Origin of the sequence: Actinoplanes aureus (genome assembly GCF_015704865.1) — a bacterium.
Lineage (GTDB): Bacteria > Actinomycetota > Actinomycetes > Mycobacteriales > Micromonosporaceae > Actinoplanes > Actinoplanes aureus.
In genome coordinates, this window is sequence record NZ_JADQTO010000011.1 from 73,030 (window position 1) to 97,720 (window position 24,691).

23 protein-coding genes are annotated in these 24,691 nt (G+C 70.9%); 9 read left to right on the forward strand and 14 right to left on the reverse strand.

Features of this window, described 5'->3' with window-relative positions:
- Positions 1 to 232: 232 nt before the first annotated feature.
- From I4J89_RS23325 to I4J89_RS23340, 4 genes are all read right to left on the reverse strand, one after another.
- On the reverse strand, positions 233 to 886 hold the full coding sequence (locus I4J89_RS23325) for an HAD family hydrolase (protein WP_309238439.1): 654 nt from the start codon (positions 884 to 886) through the stop codon (positions 233 to 235).
- A gap of 61 nt (positions 887 to 947) precedes the next feature.
- Positions 948 to 1,676 carry a siderophore-interacting protein gene (locus I4J89_RS23330; protein ID WP_196416175.1) on the reverse strand — a complete coding sequence of 243 codons (729 nt, stop codon included), beginning with the start codon at positions 1,674 to 1,676 and terminating at the stop codon, positions 948 to 950.
- Between the two features lie 124 nt (positions 1,677 to 1,800).
- Positions 1,801 to 2,571 carry an MBL fold metallo-hydrolase gene (locus tag I4J89_RS23335; protein WP_196416176.1) on the reverse strand — a complete coding sequence of 257 codons (771 nt, stop codon included), beginning with the start codon at positions 2,569 to 2,571 and terminating at the stop codon, positions 1,801 to 1,803.
- Complete coding sequence (locus tag I4J89_RS23340; RefSeq protein ID WP_196416177.1) at positions 2,568 to 3,725, reverse strand: MFS transporter; 1,158 nt, start codon at positions 3,723 to 3,725, stop codon at positions 2,568 to 2,570. Before I4J89_RS23340 ends, I4J89_RS23335 begins: the two co-directional genes overlap by 4 nt.
- A gap of 57 nt (positions 3,726 to 3,782) precedes the next feature.
- Between I4J89_RS23340 and I4J89_RS23345 the strand changes: the two genes are divergently transcribed.
- Positions 3,783 to 4,316, forward strand: a complete 534-nt coding sequence (locus tag I4J89_RS23345) for a GNAT family N-acetyltransferase (RefSeq protein ID WP_196416178.1) — start codon at positions 3,783 to 3,785, stop codon at positions 4,314 to 4,316.
- Positions 4,317 to 4,484: 168 nt separating this feature from the next.
- On the forward strand, positions 4,485 to 5,834 hold the full coding sequence (locus I4J89_RS23350) for an FAD-dependent oxidoreductase (protein ID WP_196416179.1): 1,350 nt from the start codon (positions 4,485 to 4,487) through the stop codon (positions 5,832 to 5,834).
- A gap of 50 nt (positions 5,835 to 5,884) precedes the next feature.
- On the opposite strand, the gene I4J89_RS23355 is transcribed toward I4J89_RS23350, so the two are convergent.
- Positions 5,885 to 6,664 (reverse strand): ABC transporter permease, encoded by a 780-nt coding sequence (locus tag I4J89_RS23355; protein ID WP_196416180.1) that lies wholly within the window; start codon positions 6,662 to 6,664, stop codon positions 5,885 to 5,887.
- On the reverse strand, positions 6,661 to 7,602 hold the full coding sequence (locus tag I4J89_RS23360) for an ATP-binding cassette domain-containing protein (protein ID WP_309238440.1): 942 nt from the start codon (positions 7,600 to 7,602) through the stop codon (positions 6,661 to 6,663). The genes I4J89_RS23355 and I4J89_RS23360 overlap by 4 nt, the downstream gene beginning before the upstream one ends.
- Before the next feature lie 77 nt (positions 7,603 to 7,679).
- On the opposite strand from I4J89_RS23360, the gene I4J89_RS23365 reads away from it, so the two are divergent.
- Positions 7,680 to 8,477, forward strand: coding sequence for a TetR/AcrR family transcriptional regulator (locus tag I4J89_RS23365; protein WP_196416181.1), 798 nt, complete (start codon positions 7,680 to 7,682; stop codon positions 8,475 to 8,477).
- Here I4J89_RS23365 and I4J89_RS23370 read toward each other — a convergent pair.
- From I4J89_RS23370 to sigJ, 3 genes are read right to left on the reverse strand one after another with little or no spacing between them, the layout of a single operon-like run.
- Entirely contained in the window at positions 8,459 to 9,301 is an 843-nt protein-coding gene (locus I4J89_RS23370; protein ID WP_196416182.1) for a hypothetical protein, read from the reverse strand. The genes I4J89_RS23365 and I4J89_RS23370 overlap by 19 nt on opposite strands.
- Before the next feature lie 36 nt (positions 9,302 to 9,337).
- Positions 9,338 to 12,415, reverse strand: a complete 3,078-nt coding sequence (locus tag I4J89_RS23375) for an amidohydrolase family protein (protein WP_196416183.1) — start codon at positions 12,413 to 12,415, stop codon at positions 9,338 to 9,340.
- Positions 12,416 to 12,430: 15 nt separating this feature from the next.
- Positions 12,431 to 13,300, reverse strand: a complete 870-nt coding sequence (gene sigJ, locus I4J89_RS23380) for an RNA polymerase sigma factor SigJ (RefSeq protein WP_309238441.1) — start codon at positions 13,298 to 13,300, stop codon at positions 12,431 to 12,433.
- Between the two features lie 108 nt (positions 13,301 to 13,408).
- On the opposite strand from sigJ, the gene I4J89_RS23385 reads away from it, so the two are divergent.
- Entirely contained in the window at positions 13,409 to 13,816 is a 408-nt protein-coding gene (locus I4J89_RS23385; protein ID WP_196416184.1) for a DUF6220 domain-containing protein, read from the forward strand.
- Here I4J89_RS23385 and I4J89_RS23390 read toward each other — a convergent pair.
- On the reverse strand, positions 13,767 to 14,393 hold the full coding sequence (locus tag I4J89_RS23390; RefSeq protein ID WP_196416185.1) for a TetR/AcrR family transcriptional regulator: 627 nt from the start codon (positions 14,391 to 14,393) through the stop codon (positions 13,767 to 13,769). The two genes, I4J89_RS23385 and I4J89_RS23390, sit on opposite strands and share 50 nt — an antisense overlap.
- 66 nt (positions 14,394 to 14,459) lie before the next feature.
- Between I4J89_RS23390 and I4J89_RS23395 the strand changes: the two genes are divergently transcribed.
- A complete protein-coding gene (locus tag I4J89_RS23395; protein ID WP_196416186.1) occupies positions 14,460 to 15,410 on the forward strand; it encodes an LLM class F420-dependent oxidoreductase in 951 nt (316 codons plus the stop codon).
- Positions 15,411 to 15,700: 290 nt separating this feature from the next.
- Positions 15,701 to 17,095: a hypothetical protein gene (locus I4J89_RS23400; protein ID WP_196416187.1), complete on the forward strand. Its 1,395-nt coding sequence runs from the start codon at positions 15,701 to 15,703 to the stop codon at positions 17,093 to 17,095.
- Here I4J89_RS23400 and I4J89_RS23405 read toward each other — a convergent pair.
- From I4J89_RS23405 to I4J89_RS23415, 3 genes are all read right to left on the reverse strand, one after another.
- A complete protein-coding gene (locus I4J89_RS23405; RefSeq protein WP_196416188.1) occupies positions 17,061 to 17,831 on the reverse strand; it encodes a class I SAM-dependent methyltransferase in 771 nt (256 codons plus the stop codon). The two genes, I4J89_RS23400 and I4J89_RS23405, sit on opposite strands and share 35 nt — an antisense overlap.
- Positions 17,818 to 20,676: an FAD-binding and (Fe-S)-binding domain-containing protein gene (locus I4J89_RS51275; protein ID WP_309238442.1), complete on the reverse strand. Its 2,859-nt coding sequence runs from the start codon at positions 20,674 to 20,676 to the stop codon at positions 17,818 to 17,820. Before I4J89_RS51275 ends, I4J89_RS23405 begins: the two co-directional genes overlap by 14 nt.
- Before the next feature lie 85 nt (positions 20,677 to 20,761).
- Positions 20,762 to 21,925 (reverse strand): pyridoxal-phosphate-dependent aminotransferase family protein, encoded by a 1,164-nt coding sequence (locus I4J89_RS23415; RefSeq protein ID WP_196416189.1) that lies wholly within the window; start codon positions 21,923 to 21,925, stop codon positions 20,762 to 20,764.
- A 75-nt stretch (positions 21,926 to 22,000) separates the two neighbouring features.
- Here I4J89_RS23415 and I4J89_RS23420 point away from each other — a divergent pair, with 75 nt between their 5' ends.
- The 3 genes from I4J89_RS23420 to I4J89_RS49740 are packed head-to-tail and all read left to right on the forward strand — an operon-like array spanning position 22,001 to position 24,536.
- The gene (locus I4J89_RS23420; RefSeq protein ID WP_196416190.1) at positions 22,001 to 23,377 is read left to right on the forward strand and encodes an SLC13 family permease; all 1,377 of its coding nucleotides are present in this window, start codon (positions 22,001 to 22,003) and stop codon (positions 23,375 to 23,377) included.
- A gap of 56 nt (positions 23,378 to 23,433) precedes the next feature.
- Positions 23,434 to 23,760 carry an ArsR/SmtB family transcription factor gene (locus tag I4J89_RS23425; protein ID WP_196416191.1) on the forward strand — a complete coding sequence of 109 codons (327 nt, stop codon included), beginning with the start codon at positions 23,434 to 23,436 and terminating at the stop codon, positions 23,758 to 23,760.
- Positions 23,757 to 24,536: an SRPBCC domain-containing protein gene (locus I4J89_RS49740; protein ID WP_309238443.1), complete on the forward strand. Its 780-nt coding sequence runs from the start codon at positions 23,757 to 23,759 to the stop codon at positions 24,534 to 24,536. The genes I4J89_RS23425 and I4J89_RS49740 overlap by 4 nt, the downstream gene beginning before the upstream one ends.
- Here I4J89_RS49740 and I4J89_RS49745 read toward each other — a convergent pair.
- Entirely contained in the window at positions 24,529 to 24,690 is a 162-nt protein-coding gene (locus I4J89_RS49745) for a hypothetical protein (RefSeq protein WP_230859453.1), read from the reverse strand. The two genes, I4J89_RS49740 and I4J89_RS49745, sit on opposite strands and share 8 nt — an antisense overlap.
- Position 24,691 lies beyond the last annotated feature (1 nt).

Sequence of the window (24,691 nt, forward strand, 5' to 3'; positions counted from 1 at the left end):
AAGTACGGGTAGCCGGCTGTCCCGCCGAAGCCGGCACGTCCCCAGCTGTCGGACGCGATCGGGCCGCTGCCCGCGGCCCCACCGCGACCGCCGGGAAACGGCGGCCGCTCGCGCTACCGGCTACCCGGTCCCGGCGGTCGCGGTGCGGCCGGGACCAGGCAATTGATCGCGCGGTACGGCGGGGACGCCTCGGCTTCGGCGGGACAGCCGGTCACGCGTACCGATGAAAGGGTTAAAGCTGGTCGACCGCCTGCGCGAGATCGGGAAAGGCCTCGATCGACGCGGTCACGTGGCGGGGGTCGAAGTCGGTGAGGCGGCGCACGCCGCTCTGCAGGCAGGCGATGAACCGGATACCCGCCCCGGCGGCCGCGACCGCGTCGCCGGGCGAATCTCCCACGTAGACGCACCGGTCCGGGGTGAGGCCGGTCTCGGCCAGCAGTTCGTCGAAGGCCCGCGGATCCGGTTTGCGGAACCGGGTGTTGCCCTGGTGGTAGGCGGCGGTCACCCGCCCGGCGAGCACGTGGTCCGGCGCCAGCATGTGCTCGATCTCCTCCTGCGCGCGCGAGGTCAGCAGCAGCACGGTACGGCCGGCGGCGACCAGTTTGTCCAGCGCGTCCAGGTTCTCCGGGGGGATCACGTCCAGCCGGCCGTCGGCCAGGTACTCCTGGTGTGCCACCGGGAACAGCTCGGCGAACCGGTCCAGGTCCAGGCCGGGCGAGCGGTGCGGCATTGCGTCCAGCAGCACCTCACCCCAGGTCGCCAGGTGCACGGCGCGGGACATCGGCGGCCGGCCCATCCGGGCGAGAACCTCGTTCTCCAGGTCGAACGACGCCGCCTCGGTCAGGCACAGAGTGTCATCGACGTCCACGATCACAGCCTGGATCACGTGTGGTCCTCCCCTTGATGGTGTCGAAGATCGTTCCACACCGAGATCTCCCCGGCGAACGTCAGGACTGGCCGGCGCCGAAGCCGGGCCGGCCGGGGGTCCACTGCGGCTGAAGGTGGACGGCCCGCCGGGACCAGCCGCGCTGTTCCACCAGGTGACGCTGGATCAGCCGGCAGGTGTCGCTCTCACCCGCCAGGTAGGCGGCGCCGGACCCGGCCGGAAGTTCCAGCTCCCGCACCGCGCGCAGCAGGACCCGGGAGGCGACGGCCGGTGCGGTGCCGCGGTGCACCCAGGGAAGCGGCGGCGCGCCCTCGGCGCCCGGCACCTCGTCGCCGGCCCCGGCCGCTTCGAAAACCCCGGCCACCCGGGCCGTGCTCGGAAGCGCGGCGCGCATCGCCAGCAGGGGTACGGCAGCCGTCTCATCACCGATGAAGAGGTGAAACCCGGCCGTCTCATCGAGCGTGATCTTGCTGCGGGGCGGTTCGACCGTGATCCGGTCCCCGGCGGCGACGGTACGGGCCCAGGCACACCCGGGACCGCCCGCCGCGTGCTCGAGAACCCGGATCGTCAGGGCGGCGTCCCGCGGGCTGTGCCGCCAGATCGAGTACACCCGGCGGGCGTGCCCGTCCCCGGCCGGTACGCGGACGACCAGGTGCGCGCCGGGCCGGACGCGCAGCCGCGAGATCTCCGGCCCGGCGAGCTCGATCTCGCGCATGTGCGCGGTGACCGCGCTGACCGACCGGACCCGAGTCAGAAGAGCCGTGCGGGTGGTCCGCCGCGCGTAGTTCACCCGCCGAGACTAGCGGGGGGTCGTATCCGGCCCAACGTGGGTGCTGTCTGGCGGCCGTCGAGACAGCATTGAGCGTGGGCCAAGCAAGATCACCGCTTGGGGGCATGGCCGGAAACGCGTACCCCTAACGGTTTTGCTCGAAAAGCCCGGGGTCGTGCGCATTGATGATGGTCAGGCTCGGGTCGGCCGCGGCCCACAGCTGCCGCAAGCGTTCATGGTTGGCCCGCACCAGGTCGCGGTCGTGCGCGATGAGCCGCTCCATCAGCGGCAGGATGCGCGGTGCGCGGCTGCCGTCGATCTGGCCGCGGTGGTAGAAGGCGTCGCCCGCGTGCAGGATCCGGCGGTCGCCGGCGTCGACGGCGACCGCGGCATGGCCGCGGGTGTGGCCGGGCAGGCCGATCAGCACGATGCCCGGCTTGATCTCGGTGGCGGCCGGGAAGCCCCGCCAGCCGGTGCCCCGCTCGGGATGGTGCTCGACCAGCTGGGGGTCGTGTTCGCGCTGGGCGGGCAGGTAGCGGTAGCGCTCGTTGCGGGTTTGCGGATGCCGGGCGGCGCCGGCTTCGTCGGCGGTCAGGTGGATGCGGGCCCAGGGGAAGTCGGCGATGCCGCCGGTGTGGTCGCCGTCGAAGTGGGTGAGCACGATGTCGCGGACGTCCTCGGCGGCGTGGCCGAGGCGTTCGACCTGGCGGATCGCGGTTTCGGCGTGGTCGAGGGCGGGGCGGAGCAGGAACCGGGCGGCGCCGATCCGGTGGGCGGGCCGGGCGGCGTCGCGCAGGCCGAAGCCGGAGTCGACCAGGAGCAGTCCGTCGCCGGTCTCCACCAGCAGGACGTGGCAGACCAGGCGGGGAGTGAGCGGCGGGCGCATGGTGCCGCAGTTGAGGTGGTGGATTTTCACAGTGCCCCCGATCGAACGAGCGTGGTGTCGCGGGCCGCGGCCGCGCCGGCCGCGATCTGGAGCAGTCCGATGACCACCAGCATGATGAGAGTGGCCTGCCAGGCGCCAGTCCGCTCGGCGAGGAAACCGGCGGCGATCGGGCCGGCGGCGGCGAACAGGTAGCCGAGGGACTGGGCCATCCCGGACAGCCGGGTGGTCTCGGCCTGGTTGTGTCCACCGAGGCTGATCAGGGTGAGCGCGGTGACCAGGGCGGCGCCTTGGCCGAGGCCGGCGATGACCACCCAGAGCACGGCGAGTTGCGGGGCGGCCAGCAGGCCGAGCACCGCGAGCACGGTCGGGACGCTGGCGGTGACCGCGCCCGCGGCCCGCCGGTGCGGGTGCCGCAGCAGGAACGGGATGGCCAGGCCGCCGGCGATGCCCAAGCCCTGGAAGGCGAACAGGTGCAGGCCGGCGGTGCGTTCCGAGACGCCGTTCGCGATCTCGATGGTCGGCAGCCAGGTGATCAGGACGTAGAAGCAGGTGGACTGCAGGCCCATGAACGCGGTGATCAGCCAGGCCCGGCGTTGCCGCCAGACGCTGACCGTCTCGCCGGGACCGGCTGCCGCCTCGGCGTGCCGGGCGGCCGGGACCCGGGCGCGGGGCGCCCAGAAGGCGGCGACGAGGAGGGCGAGCAGAGACCAGACGGCCAGCGACAGCCGCCAGTCGACGGCGTCGGCGATCGGCACCGCGACGGCTGACGCGACCGCGGCGCCGATCGTGATGAAGGCGGTGTAGGCGCCGGTGGCCCGGGAGACGTTCGCGGCGTAGTCGCGTCGGACGATGGCCGGGACCAGCACGTTGCCGACCGCGATGGCGCTTCCGATCACGAGGGTGCCGAGCCACAGGCCGGGATCGCCGGTGTACGAGCGGACCACACCGCCGGCGGCCAGCAGGAGCAGCGCGCCGAGCACCGCCCGTTCCGCGCCGAAGCGGCCGGAGACCCGGTGCACCTGAGGCGAGATCAGGGCGAACGCGAGCAGGGGCAGGGCACCGAGCAGACCCTGGGCGACCTCGCCGAGGTGCTCGTCGGCGCTGATCTGCGGCAGCAGCGGCCCGACCGTGGTGAGGGCCGGGCGCAGGCAGAGCGCGACGAGAAAGATGGTGGCGACGAGCATGTGGGTCCTCGAAATCCGGTTTGCCTCGGGAGGGGTTCGCCCAGCAAGCTACCCGGCATGGAACCGCCCGAGATGATCAACGCCGGTGAGCTCGTCCTCAAGCGCTGGGAGCCGGAGTGGGCCGAGGAGGGCGCGGCCGCCGTCCGCGAGTCGCTGCCCGAGCTCAAGCCGTTCCTGCCCTGGGCGACCGACGGCTATGACGTCGACGCGGCCACCACCTACATCAAGATGTCGGCGGAGAGCTGGGCGAAGGGCGTCGAGTTCAACTACGCCATCTTCACCACGGTCGGCGACCTGATCGGCTCGATCGGCCTGATGACGCGGGCCGGCGCGGGCGCCCTGGAGATCGGCTACTGGATTCGCACACCGTGGGCCGGGCGTGGTTTTATGACCGCCGCCGTCCGGGTGCTGACCCGGGTCGCGCTGACGCTGCCGGGCATCGAACGGGTGGTGATCCAGCACGACGCCGCCAACCCGGGGTCGGCCGCGGTGGCGGCCAAGGCCGGCTTCGTCGAGATCGACCGGGTCGCGAGCGACCCGGCCGTCCATGCCGGCACCGGCACGACGGTGATCCGGGAATTCCGTCCCTGACTTGTACGGACTGACCTCTCACTTGTATGCCCGCGTGGTTGACGGTGACGAACGCCGCATTGGCCGCCGCCGCATTGATCTCAACATGGGTTGAGGTTCTACTGTCGCAGGCGACCTGTCGAAGATCTTGGCTCCGGCCGGACTCTTAGCGCGAGTGAGGGAAGCACCATGGACCGCCCCCTTCGGGTTGCCGTCATCGGAGCCGGCCCGGCCGGCATCTACGCCGCCGATCACCTCATCAAAGCCTCAGAAACTGCCACGGTCGACATCTACGACAAACTCCCCACCCCGTACGGGCTGATCCGCTACGGCGTGGCACCGGACCACCCGCGGATCAAGGAGATCGTCACCGCGCTGTTCCGGATCCTGGACAACCCGCGGATCCGGTTCATCGGCAACGTGGCGTACGGCGTGGACGTCAAGCCCGAGGAGCTGAACCGCTTCTACGACGCGACGATCATCGCCACCGGCGCCGAGAAGGACCGGGCCCTGGACATTCCCGGCATCGACCTGCAGGGCAGCTACGGTGCCGCCGACTTCGCCTCCTGGTACAACGGGCACCCCGACGTGTCGCGCGACTGGCCGCTGGAGGCCCGGGAGGTCGCCGTCATCGGCGCCGGCAACGTGGCCGTCGACGTCGCCCGGATCCTCGCCAAGACCGCCGACGAGCTGCTGGTCACCGAGATCCCGGACAACGTCTACCAGGCGCTCAAGCAGAGCCCGGTGACCGACGTGCACGTGTTCTCCCGGCGTGGCCCGGCGCAGGTCAAGTTCACCCCGCAGGAGCTGCGCGAACTCGACCACTCGCCGAACGTCGAGGTGATCGTGCACCCGGAGGGCATCGAGTTCGACGAGGGCAGCCTCGAGGCGATGCGCAAGACCCGGCACGTCAAGATGTGCGTCGACATCCTGCAGAACTGGGCCGTCCGTGACGAGCGGGACCGGCCGCGCCGCCTGCACCTGTACTTCCTGCAGGCGCCGGTCGAGGTGCTCGGCGAGGACGGCAAGGTGGTCGGCCTGCGTACCGAGACGCAGGAGCTGACCGGCGACGGCTGGGTACGCGGCACCGGCGAGTTCACCGACTGGCCCGTGCAGGCCGTCTACCGCGCCGTCGGCTACCTCAGCACCGCCCTGCCCGACCTGCCGTTCGACACCAGGACCGGCACCATCCCGCACGACGCCGGCCGGATCCTCGACCTCGACGGCGAGCACATCCCCGGCATGTACGTGGCCGGCTGGATCAAGCGCGGCCCGGTCGGGCTGATCGGCCACACCAAGGGCTGCTCCGGCGAGACCGTCACCAGCCTGATGGCGGACGCCGAGTCGCTGCCGGCCGCCGCTGAGCGGGACCCGGCCGAGGTGATCACCTACCTGTCGCAGCGTGGCCTCCAGGTCACCACCTGGGCGGGCTGGCAGAGGCTGGACAGCCACGAGATCGCGCTCGGCGAGCCGCACGGCCGCAAGCGCGTCAAGGTCGTCGCCCGCGACGAGATGACCGAGATCTGCAACGCCGTCTGACGAACTGAGACGAGGCCCGCGGACCGAGCCGGTCCGCGGGCCTCCGGCTCTCAGCCGCGGAGCCGCCGGTAGGCGCGCGCCGACAGCGGGGCGAAGACCGCGACCAGCAGCAACGGCCAGCCGATGGCCAGCAGCACCGCATGGTCGGCCAGGACACCCTCGGTGATGCCGGTCGGGTTGCCGAACAGCTGCCGGGCCGCGGTCGCGGTGGCCGACAGCGGGTTCCAGGCGGCGAGGGCGCCGAGCCAGGCCGGCATCGTCTCGGCGGACACGATCGCGGTGGACAGGAAGCCGATCGGCCAGACCAGCACCTGTACGGCCGTGGTCGCGCCCTCACCGCGGAAGGTGAGGCCGAGGAAGATGCCGATCCAGAGAACGGCGAACCGCAGGAGCAACAGCAGGAGTACGGCGAGCACGGCCGAACCCGGATCCGAGGTGATCCGCCACCCGATCAGCAGCCCGCCGACGATCAGCACGAGCAGTTCGACCGCGGAGTTCGTCATGTCGGCGCCGACCCGGCCGAGCGCCACCGAGCCACTGCCGATCGGCATGGACCGGAACCGGTCGGTGATGCCCTTGCGCGCGTCGTTGGCCATCGCGGTGGCCGTGGACTCGACGCCGAACATCATGCTGAGCGCCATCATGCCGGGCAGCAGGAAGGTGATGTAGTCGCCACCGCCCGGGATGTCGATCGCGCCGCCGAACAGGAAACCGAAGACCAGCAGCAGCATCACCGAGAAGAGCAGGTTGAAGATCGGGCCCCACGGTTCGCGTACCCAGTGGGCGAGCTCTCGCTGGGTGATGATCCAGCCGGCGCGCAGGGTCGTCATCGGGCGGGCTCCTTTTCGGTCAGAGTGAGGAAGACCTCGTCCAAGGTGGGGCGGCGGAGCAGCAGGTCCTCGGGGGTGACCCCGAGGTCGTCCAGGGCCCGGACGACGCCGGAGACGGCGGTGACCCCGGCGGGCAGCTCGAACGTGACGCCGCGGGTGTCGTCGTCGGTGACCGCGGGTTCGCCGACCGCTTCGGCGAGGCGTCCGGCGACGTGGTGCAGGTCGTCGCGCTGGCCGATCGTCACGGTCACGCGGTCACCGCCGACCTGGCGTTTGAGTGCTTCGGGCGTACCGTTCGCGATGATCTTGCCGTGGTTCATCACGGAGATCTCCGAGGCCAGCTGGTCGGCCTCGTCGAGGTACTGCGTGGTGAGCAGGACCGTGGTGCCGCGCGCCGCGGTCTCCCGGACGGTGGCCCAGACCTCGTTGCGGGCGCGCGGGTCGAGGCCGGTGGTCGGCTCGTCGAGGAAGAGTACCGCCGGGGTGAGGATCAGGCCGGCGGCGATGTCCAGGCGGCGGCGCATGCCGCCGCTGTAGGTGGAGACCGCTCGGTCCGCGGCGTCGGTGAGGCCGAAGGTATCCAGCAGTTCGTCGGCGCGCTCCCGGGCGGCGGCCTTGCCGAGGCCGTAGAGCCGGCCGAACATGACCAGGTTCTGCCGGCCGCCGAGCACCTCGTCGACGGCGGCGTTCTGCCCGATCAGGCCGATGCGCCGGCGAACCTGAGCGGACTGCGTGCGGACGTCGAAACCGGCGACGGTGGCGGTGCCGCCGTCGACGTCGATCAGCGTGGTCAGGGCCTTGACCACGGTGGTCTTGCCGGCGCCGTTGGGACCGAGCAGTCCGTGAATGACGCCGGGCGGGATGTGCAGGTCGAACCCGTCGAGGGCGTGCAGGTCGCCGTACCTCTTGCGCAGTCCCTCAGCTACCAGGGTGTTCACTGCGGCTCCTAACTCCGTATGGGTCACGGAAAAACGTTGCGCCAAACACCGTACACCCCACGGGGTAATATCCGCACATGGAAAGACAGGACATCGACCGCACGCTCGAGCTGCTGTGGCGGCGCAAGCTGGGAACGCCGCAGGGTAGGCGTGGACCGAAACAGCGGGTCAGCGTCGACGAGGTGATCCGGGCCGGCATCGCGGTGGCCGACGAGGAGGGGCTGCCGGCGTTCTCCATGCGCAAGGTGGCCGACCGGCTCGGGCTCAAGCTGATGTCCGTCTACACGTACGTTCCGGGGCGCTCCGAACTGATCGGCCTCATGGTCGACGAGGTCACCGGGGAGATCCCGCACCCGCCGCACGAGGGAACTCTCCGGCAGCGCCTGGCCGGGGTGGCCCGGCACATGTGGGACGAGTTCCACCGGCATCCGTGGCTGCTCCAGATCGAGAGCAGCCGGCCGTGGATAGGCCCGCACGGCTGCGACCGGTACGAGTGGCAGCTGGCCGCGCTCGAGGGCGCCGGATTCACCGACCTCGAGATGGATCAGGTGGTCACGGTGATCAGCAGCTTCACCGGCGGGTCCGCGCGCTTCTCGGTCGCCGTGCGCAGCACCACCGAGCGGTCCGGGATATCCGACCTTCAGTGGTGGGAGGCCAACGCGCCGATCCTGGAACGGGTGATGCCGCCGGGCGCGTACCCGCTGGGCGGCCGGGTCGGCACCGCGGCCGGCCAGGAGTACAACGCGGTCGGTGACCCGGACCGGTCGTTCCGGTTCGGCCTCGAGCGCCTCCTCGACGGCGTCGAGCTCCTCCTGCGAGAAGGGCGCGAACAGTGCGGGCCGTGCCCCCCGGCTGATCAGGCGGCGAACGAGTAGGCGATCGCCAGGCAGGCGGCGAGGCACACCGCGCCGACGACCGCGGCCCAGAACGCGCAGCCGAGGCCGGACCTGCCGTCGCCGCGCAGCGCCTGCTCGGTCTCGGCCGGCGGCCGGCTGCACACCAGATAGGGCCCGGTGCGTGGCAGGGTGAGCCCGACCGTTCCATCAGCCAGGGGCGCCGGCTTACCGATCAGATGCATCGGTACGCGCGACGGCACGAACTCCTCGACCACCCCGACCCGGTCGGCGCCCTTGATCGACCGCTCGGCGATCAGCCCGCGGTCGATCACGTGCCGCAGCCACGGTCCGGGGTCCCGCCACCGCGCGGTCGTCTCGTGGACGGGTCGCTCGGCCGGTGACGGTCCGGAGGAGCCCACCGCGTGCCGCGTCTGGGCCCAGACCGACAGATGGCCGGAGTACACCCGGCCCTGGAGGATGTCGGCCGAGACCGCCGCCACACCGGAGTCGTCGGCCACCCCGAACGGATCGCCGCCGGACTGCTCCCACAGCACCGACAGGCGAGTGGTGTCGCCGTTGCCGTCCGCCCGGTACACCATCGTGCGGAACCAGACACCCTCCGCACCGGAGAGCGGCGCGACCACCAGGCCGGCGCGCCCCGGCACGGTGTGCCCGTAGACGGCGAAGTACTTGGGCAGCGAGACACCGGGCCGCAGCGCGGCGCACGGCGAGACCCGGTTGCGGGCCACCCAGCGTCGCTCCCGGCCGCTGCTCGCGGCCAGCAGCAACAGCACCGGTACGAGTACGAGCAGCCCGAACCCGAAGAACCCGGTGACGGCGATCGCTGCGGTTCGCAGATCCACGCGGTCAGGGTAGGAGTCGACCGCCACCGGCCGTGATCAGTGGTCGCAGCAGGCGTGCCGGCTCTCCTCGATGTAGTGCGGGTCGTGCCACCAGTAGCGCTCGGTCTCCGGACGTGCGGCCGCCGGCGATGTCCGGGCCGCGCTGCGCACCACCGCGGCCGTGGCGAACGGTTCCAGCAGGTCCGGCACGGTGTGCAGGACACCGGCGGCCATCACCTGGCGTACGTTGGCCGCCTGCTTGATGTCGGCGAGCGGATCGCCGCCGAGCAGCGTCAGGTCGGCGTAGTGACCGGGGGCGATCCGGCCGAGCGGCTCCTCCAGGAATTCGCCGGGCAGCCGGGTCGCCGTGCTCAGCGCCTCGTACGGGGTCATCCCGTAGGCGACCATGGCGCGCAGATTGAGGTGGGTGCTGACCGCGTTCGGTGAGATCGGTGAGTCGGTGCCGGTGATCACCTGGCCGCCGCCGCGGTACAGCCGGATCAGGTGGGCGACCTGCCGGGCCAGGTTCTGCCGGGTCACCGTCTGGTCGGTGGTCCGGGCGGTCGCCGCGATGGTCTGCAGGTTCGCGTACTCCCAGCTCGGATAGAGGGTCCGCACGCGTTCGTCGAGGAGCAGGCTGTCATCCTCGCGCAGCAGCGTGGTCGACAGGAACAGCGTGGGCGTGCGGGCGGCGCGGGTGGTCAGGAAGATGTCGTCCACGTCGGAGTAGACGTTGCCGATCGCGGTGACCGTCCGTGAGTAGCCGAACCGGCTGGTCGCCCCGACGTGCTCCTGGCCGTCGCCGCCGAACGCGAACGCCGGGTAGTGGTAGTGCGAGGTGGCGTGGACGCGGTGCCGGTGCGCCCACTGGATCACCTGCCGCTGCCGTTCCGGCGACAACCGGACGTACGCCTTCATCAGGTCGTAGTCGAGCGCCCCGGCGCGTTCCAGCTCCAGGGCCACCTGCCGCGGATCATAGGTGGGGCGCATGAAGTTGTAGAAGATCCGGGAGCCGTCGACCGCCTCACCGGTGGCGAAGTAGCGGGGCCCGATCCGCGCTCCGGACTGGACCGACTCCCGTTCCTCCACCATGTGGTACGCCGGGCTGCCGGGGGAGCGGGTCGTGGTGACGCCGAGCGACAGCCACAGCCGCCCCTGCCGGGCCCCGTACGCGTACCCCTGCATCTCCCGGTGATGGTGCATGTCGATGAGTCCCGGGATGACCACCGCGTCCCGGGCGTCGACCAGGCGGCCGTCGCGTCCCGGCCGGTGCGGCTCCACCGCGGTGATCCGGTGCCCCTCGACCACGATGTCCACGTCGCGGGCCAGATCCCGGCGCACGCCGTCCCACATCCGTCCGGCGTGGATCACGGTCCGGCCGCGCGGCGCGGCGTTCGCCCAGGTCAATCTCATCGGTACGGTCCGCGGCCGCCCACCGTCCACGGACACCGTCCGCAGCACCCCGTTGTGCAGGTAGAGCAGCGTCCGGGAGTCACCGCTCCAGCTGGGCGCGTCGGTCACCTCGTGGGTGATCTGCCGTGGTGTGCCCGCATAAGTGCCGTCCGGGTTGACGTCCACCACCCACAGCACGCTGGCCAGCACGAACGCCAGTTTCCGGCCGTCCGGCGACCAGACCGGGCCGTCGTCGCCGCGGGTCTGGATCGACTTGTGCGGCAGCGGGTCGACGTACCGGCCGGCGCCGGTGGCCACGTCGACCAGCAGGATCTTGCTGAGTCCTTCCCGGAACCGGGCCGAGTACGGCACGACGGCGGCGAGCGCGATGGTCCGCCCGTCGGCCGACCAACTGGGCCGGCCGGGTTCGAAGGTGGCCGCGTACAGCTGCCGGACCGCGCCGGTGGCCACCTCGACGGTGTAGAGCGCGCCGGTCTGGTCCAGGAACGCCAGGTGGGAACTGTCCGCCGACCAGCTGCCGGAGACCGCCGCCGCGTTGGGCAGCGCGGTCAGCTGCCGCTCGGCGCCGGTGGACAGGTCGCGCAGCCAGATGTCCAGCTTGCCGCCGCGGTCGGTGGAGTACGACAGGTAGCGGCCGTCCGGCGACCACGCGGGGTCACTCTTCCACCAGTGGTCCCGGGTCAGCGGGCGGGGCGGGCTGCCGATCCGCATGGTCCAGACGTCGTTGAGCGCCCGGAACGCGATCGATGCGCCGTCCGGTGACAGGACCGGGCTGCCGATGCCGAGGACCGGTTTGGGCGTACGCGAATCGAAGTCTCTGCGCCGTTTGCGATAGCGCGGTCTGGTGAGAGTGACCGGGGCGGCGAAGCCGATCCGGTCGGCCGGCCCGGCGGAGCCCAGCGTGCGCCGCCGGATGCCGCCGTCGGCGGTGTAGACGATCTCGCGCGGCGACCGCCAGGAGACCCGGAACGGGAACACCTCCTCGCCGGTGACCACGGGAGCGCCGTCCAGCCGGAGCTCGGCACGCCCCTCCGCGGTGAGCTGGTAGACGATGCCCGAGCCGTCCGGGGTGAACGCGGGACCGCGGATGATCTGCCCGGCCGGGACGGTCACCGCGGTGCTGCGGGCACCGGTGGCCACCTCGACGACGTCGACGCGCGTGTTGGCGACCACGAACGCGATCCGCCGGCCGTCCGGGGACCAGGCCGGCTCGTACTCCTCGGCGGTGCTGTCGGCGACCGCGGTGATCCGCCCGGACGCCAGGTCGAGCAGGTGGACGCCGTAGCTGCCGGAGAGGTCCGCGGAGAAGGCGAGGCGGCGCCCGTCGGGCGCGAAACGGGGCTCACGGTGGTCGTACGGCCCGGAGGTGAGCCGCCGCAGGCCGGAGCCGTCCGGGCGGATCAGCCACAGGTCGAAGGTGCCGGTCCGGTACGACTGGAAGGCGATCGTGCCGCCGTCCGGTGCCCAGTCGGGCTGGGCGACGTCGAACAGGTCACCGGTCAGCCGGCGGGCCGGCCCACCGGCGGCGGGCAGCACCCAGAGCACGCCGGCCAGGTCCATCGCGATCCGGCGGCCGTCCGGCGAGAGGCGTACGGCGAAGTTGGTGCCCTGGTCGAGCCCGGTTCTCCGGAGCCCGGCGGCCGCGGCCCGGGTCGCCGCGGGACCGAGCACGGTGGTGCCGGCCACGCCGGCGAGAAGGCCACGTCTGCTGAGAGCGGTCATGTCCTCAATAGACACCTATCCATGACTGTGGGCAATCCACGCGTGGAGTTTCTCCGGGTTGCGGACGATCCAGATGCTGCGGATCCGGTCGCCGGCGAGGTCGAACGCGAGCACCGTCTCGATGACGCCGTCGCGCTGGGTCACCAGGCCGGGCCTGCCGTTCACCGTACGCTCCAAGATCGTGAGACCGGCCGTGTTCCCGACGATGGCAGCCCCGTAGCGGGCCACCTCCGCCGTTCCCCGCAACGGTCGGGGCAGGGTGCTCACCCGGCCGCCGCCGTCCGCGGTGACCGTGACGGCCGGATCGAGCAGGCCGATCAGGGTGCCGATGTCCGCGGCCTCCCAGGCCAGCCGGAACTCCCGGACCACGCCGGCCTGCCGTCCGGCCGGCACCGGGATGGACCGCGCGGCGCTGACCCGGCGCCGGCCGGAGGTGGCCAGCTGGCGGCACGCCGCCGGAGTACGGCCGACGATCTCCGCGATCTCGGCGAACGGATAGTCGAACACGTCGTGCAGGACGACCGCGACGCGCTCGGCCGGGGTCATCGACTCCAGGACCACGAGGAACGCCATGGAGATCGAGTCGTCGAGGGTGACCCGGTCGGCCGGATCCGGTGCGGGCAACGGCTCCGGAAGCCAGGGTCCCGCGTACCGCTCCCGCCGGACCCGGGCCGAACGGAGCTGGTCCAGGCAGATCCGGCTCGCCACCCTGGTCAGCCAGGCCGCGGGATTGTCCACCGCGTGCCGTTGCCGCTCGGGCAGCGCGTACCAGCGGGTGTAGGCCTCCTGCGCCGCGTCCTCCGCCTCGGAAAGCGATCCGAGAAGCCGGTACGCCAGGTGGATCAGCTGACGCCGCTCGCCGGCGACCTCGTGCGTTGTGCTCACCGGTCCGACGAGACACCGCGCCGGGATCTTCCGTCAAGGCTCACCTCACATTCGTGGCGCCTGTCTCGTCGGGTGGGTAGACGTACACCTGACGAAGGAGTTCCGCGCATGCGTAAGGTCTTCACCGGATTGGCGGTCCTGCTGCTCCTGGTCATCGTGGCGGAGTTCTTCTTCGCCGCGGCGGGCGCCTTCAGCGCCGACTCCTACCGGCCGCACCACCTGCTCGGGTACGTGAGCTTCCTGCTGCCGATCGCGATGATCATTGTGGCCGTGCCGGCCCGGATCCCGGGACGGCTGATCGGGTTGGCGGCCCTGGTCGCCGGCCTGGTGTCGGTCCAGGTGCTGATCGCCGTGCTCGCCGCCGGGATCGGCGACGGCACTACGGCCGGCTCACTCGTCTTCGGCCTGCACGCGGTAAACGCCCTGGTCATCCTGGCGGTGGCCGGCCTGATCGTGGAGCGGAGCCTCAGGCCGGCCGGCGCCCGGCAGGCGCACCTGGCCGAGGCCAGTCACTGATCAGGGTCCGGGCGGCGTCCACCGCTCGGTTGGCGATCTCGTCGACGGTGGCGTCCTTGCGGGCGAAGAAGCCGTCCGCGTACAGCGACGCGTAGCCGTGCCCGATGGCGATCGTCGCCTCCACCAGCGGAACCGCCTCCCGGTAAGCGCGGCCGGCCGCGGTGGCCAGGTCGATCAGCGTCGTCATCAGCGCGCTGGTCTGCTCCCGGCGGGCCTCGTCGTGCAGCTGGTACAGCTCGGCGGCGAAGATGACGTGGAAGCCGGCGCCGGTGCGGGTCACGTACCGCACGTAGGCGCCGGCCACCGCGGCCAGCCGCTCAGCCGGGTTTTCGCCTGCCGCGCCGGCGGCCTCGGCGATCGCGGCACGCAGATCGTGGGCCGCGGTGGTGGAGACCGCGCCGAGCAGGTGGGCGCGGTCCGGGAAGTGCCGGTACGGCGCGGCCGTGCTCACCGCGAGCCGGCGGGCGACCGCGGCCACCGAGAAGCGTTGCAGCCCCGACTCGGCGAGCAGGTCGAAACTCGCCTGGATCAGCGCGGCGCGAAGTTCGCCGTGGTGATAGCTCCTTTTCGCCGGCACGCTTGCCTCCATGTAAGTAGGCTCTTACATTAGCAAGTGATAGCCCTCTTACATCGTGGAGTCAACGTGAGCATCCGGCTCGGTTACCAGATCCCGAACTTCACCCACCCCGGCGTGCCGGTCGAGAGGCTTTTCGACACGGTCGCCACGCAGGCCCGCGAGGCCGAGACCGCCGGCTTCGACACCGTCCTGGTGATGGACCACTTCTACCAACTGCCGGGCATCGGCGCGCCGGAGAACGCGATGCTGGAGGCGTACACGACACTCGGCGCGCTCGCCTCGGCCACCTCCACGATCCAGCTGTCCACGCTGGTCACCGGTAACACGTACCGGAATCCCGCCCTGCTGGCCAAGACCGTGACCACCCTCGACGTGGTCTCCAAGGGCCGGGCCGTCCTCGGCATCGGTGCCGGCTGGTTCGAGCGCGAGCACCACGACTACGGCTTCGAGTTCGGCACGTTCGGGCAGCGCTTCGAGCGCCTGGACGAGGCACTGACCATCATCGCGCCGATGCTGCGCGGCGAGCAGCCCACCTTCGAGGGCAAGTGGTACACCGCCCGCGGCGCCATCAACAACCCGCGCCTGCGCCCGACCATCCCGATCATGCTCGGCGGCAGCGGCGAGCAGAAGACGTTCCGGCTGGCGGCTCGCTTCGCCGACCACATGAACATCATCTGCGACGCGGCCGACCTGCCCCACAAGGTCGCCGTCCTGCGGCAGCGGTGCGAGGAGATCGGCCGCGACCCGGCCACCCTCGAGACCAGCTTCCTGGCCATGGGCATGGTCGGCGAGACCGAGGCGGAGGCGAAGGAACTGGCCGACTCGATCCCCGAGGACCGCCGCAACCGGGCCTTCCTCGGCACCCCGGACCAGGTGGCCGAGCAATTGCAGGAGAGGGTCCTGGCGGCCGGCATCGACGGCATCTGCATCAACCTGCCCCGCACCGGCTACCGCCCCGGCGTCGTCGCCCAGGTCGGCGCGGCCTTGAAACCGCTGGTCACTAAGGGCGCGGCGTAGGCGCACCCCGTCAGAGGTACGCGTGACCGGCCGTCCCGCCGAAACGACGCCGTCCCCGCTCTCCCAGCGCGAGCCGGCTTTCCCTCGCGGCCCAGCGGCGACCGCCGGGAAACAGAGCGCCACTCCGGCGCGGACCGCGACGCGGTCCGCGCCGGGGCGAACACCGCACCCACGATGAACGGTGAGCGAGGCGGATAGACGACACCCGCGTCCATTGCCGGGCCCGGACCTCGAGGTGTTACGTCGTAGTCAAGACGCAGCGGCCGAGCCCTCGCCCGGAGGTGAGCATCATGAGGGACTTGCCGACGCCTCCGGAGGTTCCCTTCGCGGGCGGGTCGCCGGCAACGGACGTCAACCTGGGCGTACTCACCGAGATTCCCATGTCGACCCGGCTTACCGACAAGATCAGGAAGGCCATCGGGTTCTACCTGAAGCTGCGGCCGGTCTTGGTTGCGCTCATTCTCGTCGCAAGCATGTGGATCGTCAGCATCCCCGCTCGTGAGGAAGTCGACGGGTGGTGGTTCGACGTCGCCATATTCGCCGCTCTCCTCGCTGTGGTGGAAATTGTTGGATACGCGAGAAAGCGGAAAGCGGTAGACGAGTGGATCGGTCGCCAGGCGTTCGGCAAGCCGGCGTTCGGCGATGCGGGCGGTGTCGGTGCCCGGCTCCTACGGGCCACCTTTCGATCCGCGCCCGACGTCGTGCTCACCTTCGATTCCCGGGATCGCGAACTGATGGATCGCCTGGCGGCACTCGACGAGAAGGTGACTCCTGCGATCTTGCGGCACAGGTTCGTCGAAGCGCAGCGGCTCAAGGGCGTGGACGAAGGCTCCCTGGAGGCGCTCTGGGCCGTGACATGGGAACGCATTCTGAGCTTCAGCTTCGCAGGGACAACCTTTGCCAAGCTTCGTCGAGAGTACCCGGACGCCATCTCGACCATCCCGTACTGGCTGAGCGCCTCCACATCCACCGCGGCGCTCGTCGACTTCTTCGTGCTCGCCTCTCTCTGGTTCGGTTATCGGTGGGCAGCCGGGACCGGTTCAGCCGTTTCAATTGTGGAATTAGTCATCTTCTTCGGCTTCCTGCTCGCATCGGCGACATTCGTGCACCGGGCGTACCGGGCCGGCGAGATGCTGATGCGAATCCCGCAGCGGGAGTGGTTGTCGAAGCACGGCGTCACCGACAACGAACTGCTCCTGGAAGTGGACGCCTTGCGGGGACTGAAGGTGAAGCCCACCGAGGTCCGCCTGGGTCCGCGTTACTTCAAGGAGCTCGTTGCCGTCTCGGCCCGTGTACTCACGACCGACCTGGCGCTGCGAACACTGGCAACGGTGACACTCATAGGCACGGCAGCCGGCGTCGGCCTGCTCTTCGGTGGAAGTGGAGCACTCTGGGAGACGTACAAGAGAATCATGTTCGTGGTGATCGTCGCCGCATCGGGTCTGCTGTGCAGCTTTTATCTGGTGTCCGTCGTCATTCAAGACGTGCGAAAGACCTTGGCTCCGGTCGTCAGCGGACTTGTCGGTGCGGGCCTTCCCTTGCTCGGCCAATACCTGCTCACCGGAAAGATCGGCGACAACCCGGGCGCCGTGCGAACCTCGATAATCCTGGGGATGTTCGGTGTCGGCGCCACGGCACTGGCTGAAGTCGTCAAGGTGAGGTTCGCGGCGAAGTCGAGGCCGTGAGGTGCGCCCAGGTCTGGGTGAACCAGAGGGCGCCCTCCACGAGCAGTGGGCGCATGCCGGTCGGGGTGCCGCCGGCCAGTTCGTCGCGTAGTTCGGCCTCGATCCGAGCGGCGACGTCGGCGGGGGTGCGGGACTGTTCGAGCCACACCTGGAGCGGTCGCTCCACGTCGAAGGACTCCGATGCCGTCACGGAGCCGAGCATCGCTTCGATCGCCGCGACGGTCTGCATCGTGCCGTGGGAGGGGTCGCGGAGCCGCTCGATGCGGTCCGGGTCGCCGGCCACGTCCGGGTTGCGGACCAGGTCGGCGATCACGACGCGGCCACCGGGCCGGCACACCCGGACCATCTCGGCGGTCACCCTCTCCGGCTCGCTCACCTGGTGCAGCGAGAACCGGGAGACGACGAGCGAGAAGGAGGCGTCCAGGAACGGCAGCCGGGTGGCGTCGCCCTCCTGGAAGACCACGTTCAGCACGCCGGCCGCGTCCGCTCCGGCCTTGCCGGTGGCGAGCATCTCCGGGGTCAGGTCGAGCGCGGTCACGTGCCGGGTCCGCGCGGCGAGGGCCCGGGCGACCAGTCCGGTGCCGCAGGCTACGTCCAGGCATACGTCGTCCGGTGCCGGGCCGGCGAAGTCGATCAGGCGGTTCAGGTGGCTGGTGAAGGCGGTGTTGAGGCGCGCGTCCTCGAACGTGCCGGCCTGCCGGGCGAACTCCCGCCGGATGAGGTCACGGTGCGACATCGACCACCGCCTTCTGGATCAGTTCGAGGGGATGCCAGGCGACCCGGTCGGTGCCGTGCCGGATCTGCTGGCGGCACGAGACGCCGGTGGCGGCCAGGATCGTCCCGGGCGGTTCCTGCCGGACGGCCGGGAAGAGGCGGCTCTCACCGATCGCCATCGACACCTCGTAGTGCTCGGACTCGAAACCGAACGAGCCGGCCATCCCGCAGCAGCCGGCGTCCAGCTCGACCACCTCGGCGCCGGGGATGCGGCGCAGCAGCGCGACGGTCGCGGCGGTGCCCACCTCGGCCTTCTGATGGCAGTGCCCGTGGTAGACGATGCGCCGGCCGGTGAACGAGAGGTTCAGCGTCAGGCGGCCGGCGTCCAGGTCCTCGAGCAGCAGTTCCTCGATCTGGCGTACCCGGCCGGAGACCTCCCGCACGTGCGGGTCGTCGGGAAGCAGCCGGCGGTGCTCGTCGCGCAGCGTGAGGACGCAGGACGGCTCACATCCCACGATCGGCGACGACGATCCGGCCAGCCGCCGCGCCAGCTCTCCCGCCTGCCGGCGGGCGTCGTCGAGCAGGCCCTTGGAGTAGCTGGCCCGCCCGCAGCACCCGTCGCTCTCGAGACGGACCCGCCGGCCGGCGGCGGTCAGCAACTCCACCGCGGCGCGGCCGATCCGCGGCTCGGTGTAGGTGGTGAAGGAGTCGGCGAGCAGGACCACCTCGTCGCCGCCGGCCGCCGCCGGGCGGCCGCGGAACCAGCGGACCAGGTTGGCGCGGTGGAAGACCGGGAGCGGCCGCTCGGCGGCGATGCCGAGGCCGCGCTCCAGCAACCGGCGCACCGGCCGGATCCGGCCGGGCAGGTTGGAGAGCGGTGCGGTGGCCGAGCCGAGGCGGTTCAGCCGGCGGATGCCACCGAAGACCCGGGACCGCAACGGTACGCCGCGCCGCTCATGCCGCTGCGCCAGAGTCTCCGCCTTGAGCGCCGCCAGGTCCACGCCGAGCGGGCACTCGCTCTTGCACGCCTTGCACATCAGGCACAGGTCGAGGATCTCGTGCAGCCGTTCGTCGTCCAGCGCGGCCGCCGGGTCCGGTTCGGACAGCGCCTTCACGAGCGCGTTGGCGCGGCCCCGGGTGGCGTGTTCCTCCTGGTAGGTGGCCATGTAGGAGGGGCACATCACGCCGGCCGAGTCCTTGCGGCACAACCCGATGTTCATGCAGCGGTCGGCGGCGCCGCGCATCCCACCGACCACCTCGAAGTCCAGGTGGGTGCGCAGCGGCGGCGCCGGCGGGAGCAGGGCGTCGCGCAGGTTCGCGGTCATCGTCGGCGCGTCGACGATCTTGCCGGGATTCATCCGGTTGTCCGGGTCGAAGATCTCCTTCACGGTACGCATCGCCTCGTACAGGGTGTCGCCGAAGATCTCCCGGTTGAACTCGCTGCGGGCCAGCCCGTCACCGTGCTCGCTGGAGTTGACGCCGCCGTACTCGCGTACCAGATCCTTGATCTCCACGGCCACCTCGCGCATCGCGCGGACGTGCTCCGGCCGGCGCACGTCGACGAACGGCCGGATGTGCAGGCAGCCGACCGAACAGTGCCCGTAGAAGCCGGCCCGCAGGCCGTGCCGGTCGAGGACCTGCTGGAACCGCCGGGTGTACTCGGCCAGGTGCTTCGGGTCGACGGCGGTGTCCTCGACGAAGGCGAGCGGGCGCAGGGTGCCGGTGCTGGCCGCCATCAGCAGGCCGAGACTGGACTTGCGTACCTTGAGCAGGCCGGCCTGCTGTTGCGGGGTCTCGGCGCGCAGGGTGTGGTAGCCGTGCTTGTGCTTGGTCCACAGGGCGGTCAGCCGGTCGAGCCGCCCGATCAGCTCATCTTCGTCGTCGCCGCTGAACGACACGAACAGCAGCGCCTCCGGGTCACCCTCCAGGATCTGCCCGAGATCGGCGTACTCGATCTTCTGGCGGGACAGGTCGAGGATGGTCCGGTCCATCATCTCGACGGCGGCCGGGTCGCAGCTCAGCGCGTCCCCGGTCGCCTCGATCGCGCCGAGCGTCGAGGTGAAGTGCCCGACCGCGATCACCGTGCGCGCGGGTTTCGGCACCAGGCCGACAAGCGCCTCGGTGACGGTGACCAGGGTGCCCTCGGAACCGACGACGAACGGCGCCAGATTGAACGACGGGTCGCCGGCCAGCCGGTCGAGCCGGTATCCGCAGGCCCGCCGCCAGTAGGGCGGGAAGCCGGCGACGATCTCGTCGGTCAGCAGCTCCGGCAGACGCCGGTAGATCTCACCCTCGAGGGTCTTCGCCTCCGCGCGGCGACGCCGTTCCCCGGCGTCCACCGGGGCGAACCGGGCGGTGGACGCGTCGGCGAGCACCACGTCGAGCTCGCGGACGTGGTCGATGGTCATGCCGTACCGGACCGACCCGCTGCCGGCCGAGTTGTTGCCGAGCATCCCGCCGATGGTGGCCCGGTTGCTGGTCGACGTGTCCGGCCCGAACATCAGGCCGTGCGGCGCGGCCGCCCGGTTCAGCTGGTCCTGCACGACGCCCGGCTGCACCCGCGCCACCCGGCGCTCCGGGTCGATCTCCACGATGTCCCGCATGTGCCGGGACAGGTCGAGGACCAGGCCGCGCCCGATGGTCTGGCCGGCCAGGCTGGTTCCGGCACCGCGCGGGACCACCGGTACGCCGTACGAGCCGGCCACGCTGATCGCGGCGGCCACGTCGCCGGCGTGCTGGGGGAAGGCCACGCCGAGCGGCCGGATCGTGTACATGCTGGCGTCGCGGGAGAACAGGTGCCGGGTGTACGCGTCGAACCCGACCTCACCGTCGAGCGCCTTCTCCAGGTCGTGGGCGAGACCGTTCACGGCTGGGCCAGCCTTGTCATGCCCGCCGGGCCCTCGCCTGCGAGGCTCCTGGCCGGTGCGGCCGGGTGCCGCTCGGTGCAGTTGGTCATGACCTTTGCAACCTCTCCAGAGCGGCGTTGACGCCGGTCGGATCGATCGGGACGCCGGCCGCCACCAGGCCCATCTGCACCCCGGCGAGCGTGCCGGCGAGCATCAGGTCGTTGAAGTCGCCGAGGTGGCCGATCCGGAAGACCCGGCCGGCCAGCTTGCCGAGGCCGGTGCCGAGCGACATGTTGTACCGGTCCAGGACGACGGCCCGCACCTTGTCGGCGTCGTGGCCGGCCGGGACCAGCACGCCGGTCAGCGACGCGGAGTGTTCGCGTTCGTCGGCGCAGAGCACCTCCAGGCCCCAGCCGCGTACGGCCAGCCGGGTCGCCTCGGCGTGGCGCCGGTGCCGGGCGTAAACCTGGGGCAATCCCTCTTCGTCCAGCATGCGCAGGGCCTCGCGTAGCCCGTACAGAAGATTGGTTGCCGGGGTGTAGGGGAAGAACCCCCGCCGGCCCGCCTCGATGATCGGCTGCCAGTCCCAGAAGGACCGGCGCAGCCGGGCCGTTTGCGAAGCCCGCAGGGCTTTCGGGCTGATCGCGTTGAAGCTCAGGCCGGGCGGCAGCATGAGGCCCTTCTGCGAGCCGGCCACCGTGACGTCGACGCCCCAGGCGTCGTGCCGGTACTCGATCGACGCCAGCGACGAGATGGTGTCCACCAGCAGCAGCGCGGGATGCCCGGCCCGGTCGATGGCCTCGCGGATCTCCGGGATCCGGCTGGTCACGCCGGTCGAGGTCTCGTTGTGTACGACCTGGACGGCCTTGATCTCGTGCCCGGTATCGGCCGCCAGCTTCTCGGTCAGCTGTTGCGGATCGACGCCGTGCCGCCAGTCGCCGGGCACGAAGTCGACCTCCAGGCCGAGCCGCCGCGCCATCTCCTGCCACAGCGTCGCGAAGTGGCCGGTCTCGAAGCACAGCACCCGGTCGCCGGGGCTGAGCGTGTTGACCAGTGCGGCCTCCCAGGCGCCGGTGCCCGACGCCGGGTAGATGACGATCGGCTGGCTGGTGCCGAACACCGGCTGGAGCCCCTCCATCACGCCGAGGGCCAGCTCGGCGAACTCCGGGCCGCGATGGTCGATGGTCGGGGCGGCCATGGCGCGCAGCACCCGGTCCGGCGTGTTGGTGGGCCCCGGGATCTGGAGGAAGTGACGACCGGTGGGTGTCATGCCGCGGTCACCTCTCGATTCGGCGGAGATCGACATTGATCTATCGCCAAGCCTATAGTGATCCCGGAGGTTGCGATGTCGGCAGAACTCGTCTCGATCCTCGTCCTGGCCCTGATTTTCCTGATCGCCACGGTGCGGCCATCGGTGAATCTCGGAGCGCTCGCCATCGTCGCCGGCTTCATCCTCGGCGTCGCGGTACTCGACGGAGCCGATCTGGACGAGAAGACCGATGCCGTGTTCGCCGGCTTCCCGGGCGAGCTGTTCGTCATCCTCGTCGGTGTCACCTACCTGTTCGCCATCGCGTCCGCCAACGGCACGGTCGACTGGCTGGTGCAGAGCGCGATCCGGGCGGTGCAGGGCCGCATCGGACTGATCCCGTGGATCATGTTCCTGGTGACGGCGCTGCTCACCGCCATGGGCGCGGTCGTGCCCGCCTCGGTGGCGATCATCGCGCCGATCGGCATGGGCTTCGCGGTCCGCTACCGGATCAACCCGCTGATGATGGGCCTGCTGATCATCAACGGGGCCAGTGCCGGCGGTTTCTCGCCGATCAGCATCTTCGGCGGCATCACCAACGGGGTGGTCGAGGAGGCCGGCCTGCCCGGTGATCCGATCCTGCTCTTCCTCGCCTCGTTCTTCGTCAACCTGGCGATCAGCGTCGTCGCGTTCTTCATGTGGGGCGGCCGGGAACTGTTCGGCCGCCGCGTCGACCCCGCAGACGAGCCGCCTGCCTCCGAATCCGGCCCGGCCGGGTCCTCGCCGGCCGCTTCGCCGCCGGCCGAGGGCGGCTCCGCGTCTCGTGCCGGCACCACGACAGCCGAACCGGAGACCGGTACGGCGCCCACGCTCACCCTGGACCGCGACCGGATCATGACGATCACCGGCTTGCTCGTCCTCGCCGTGACCGCGCTCTTCTTCGACCTCAACGTCGGCGTGGTCGCGATGACCGTCGCGGTGATCCTCACCCTGATCTCGCCGAGCTCCGCGAAGGACGCCGTCGGCCACGTCGCCTGGCCGACCGTGCTGCTGGTCTGCGGCATCGTGCTCTACGTCGGCGTCATGCAGAGCATCGGCACCATCGACTGGCTCGGCGAGGAGGTCGCCACCGTCGGCACCCCGCTCATCGCCGCCCTGGTCATCTGCTTCATCGGGGCCGCGGTCTCCGCGTTCGCCTCGACCACCGGCATCCTCGGCGCGCTCATCCCGCTCGCCGTGCCGTTCCTGACCGGCACCGACGCGGTGGGTGCGGTCGGCCTGATCACCGCCCTCGCCCTGTCGTCGTCGATCGTCGACTCCAGCCCGTTCTCCACCAGCGGGGCGCTCACCGTCGCGAATACGCCGGAGGATCGGCGCGACTACGTCTACAAGGGCCTGATGCGGTGGGGTTTCCACATGGTGGTCATCATCCCGATCGTGACCTGGCTGATCTTCGTGGTCCCTGGCTGGCTCTGAGTTCCTAGTACAAATGAAGGCTTGTACAAACAGATGTTTGTTGTAGGGTTCAAGCCATGCCGACCGCACTCGACTCCACCTTCGCCGCTCTCGCCGACCCCGTCCGCCGTGCCCTGGTGACCCGGCTCGCCCGGGGCGACGCCACCGTCGGCGAGCTCGCCGAGCCGTTCGACCTGACCCAGCAGGCGATCTCCCACCACATCGGTGTCCTGCGGCAGTGCGGCCTGGTCGAGCAGCGACGGGCGGGCACCCGTCGCCCGTGCCGGCTCAATGTCGAGCAGCTGTCGCTGCTCAGCACCTGGATCGAGGACCAGCGCCGCGCCTGGGACGACCGGCTCGACGTCCTCGAGCAGCATCTGAGCGACGACGGGACAGCGCGGTGACCGCCGAGCTGCGTGGGGACGAGCTGATCGCCCGGCGCCACCTGCCCGCGGCGCCCGCCCGGGTCTGGGCCGCCTTCACCACACCGGCCGGCGTCGCGGCGTTCTGGGGCGGCTCGCACGCCACCGTTCCCGCCGGGTCGGTGACCGTCGACCTGCGTCCCGGCGGCGAGTTCGCCCTCGACACCCGTGCACCGGACGGCGCCACCCGCCGCCTCCGATTCGTTTATGTGAGCGTCACCGCACCGCACGAGCTGGTGTTCGACGAGCCCGTTACCGGCCTGCGCACGACCGTCATCATCCGCCCGGCCGGCGAGGGCGCGGACCTCGCCGTGCACCAGCGCCGGCTTCCGCCGGAGCTGCGTACCGAGCAGGCGGCGAACGGGCTCGCCTCGATCCTCGACGCCCTGGCCGCATACCTGCGGCACGACGACACCCAGCGTGCCCTGGTCGCCGAGTACTTCGACGGATTCCGCACCAGCGACCATCGGCGGATCCTGGCGACCCTCACCGAGGACGTCGAGTGGGTCATCCACGGCCACCGGACCACCCGCGGCAAGGCCGAGTTCGACGACGAGATCGAGAACCCGGCGTTCAGCGGCAGCCCCGAGCTCGAGGTTCAGCGCGTCTACGTGGATGGGCCGGTCGTCGTCACCACCGGTGAAGGCGGGGGTGTCAGCGTGGAGCAGGGGCCGTTCCGGTTCGCGTTCAGCGACCTGTTCACGTTCCGGGACGGGCTGATCGCCCGCGTCGACTCGTACCTCGTACCGCTTACCTGAGGCCGGCCTGCTGGGCGCGCCGCAGCAGCGTGCCGACCGCCTGCCGCAGCCGGTCGTAGCGCCGGACGAGCACGGCTTGCAGCAGCGCCGCCTTGGTGGGGAAGTGCCGGAACGACCACCTGACCGCCGCCCGGATTTGTGGGCAGCTCGGCACG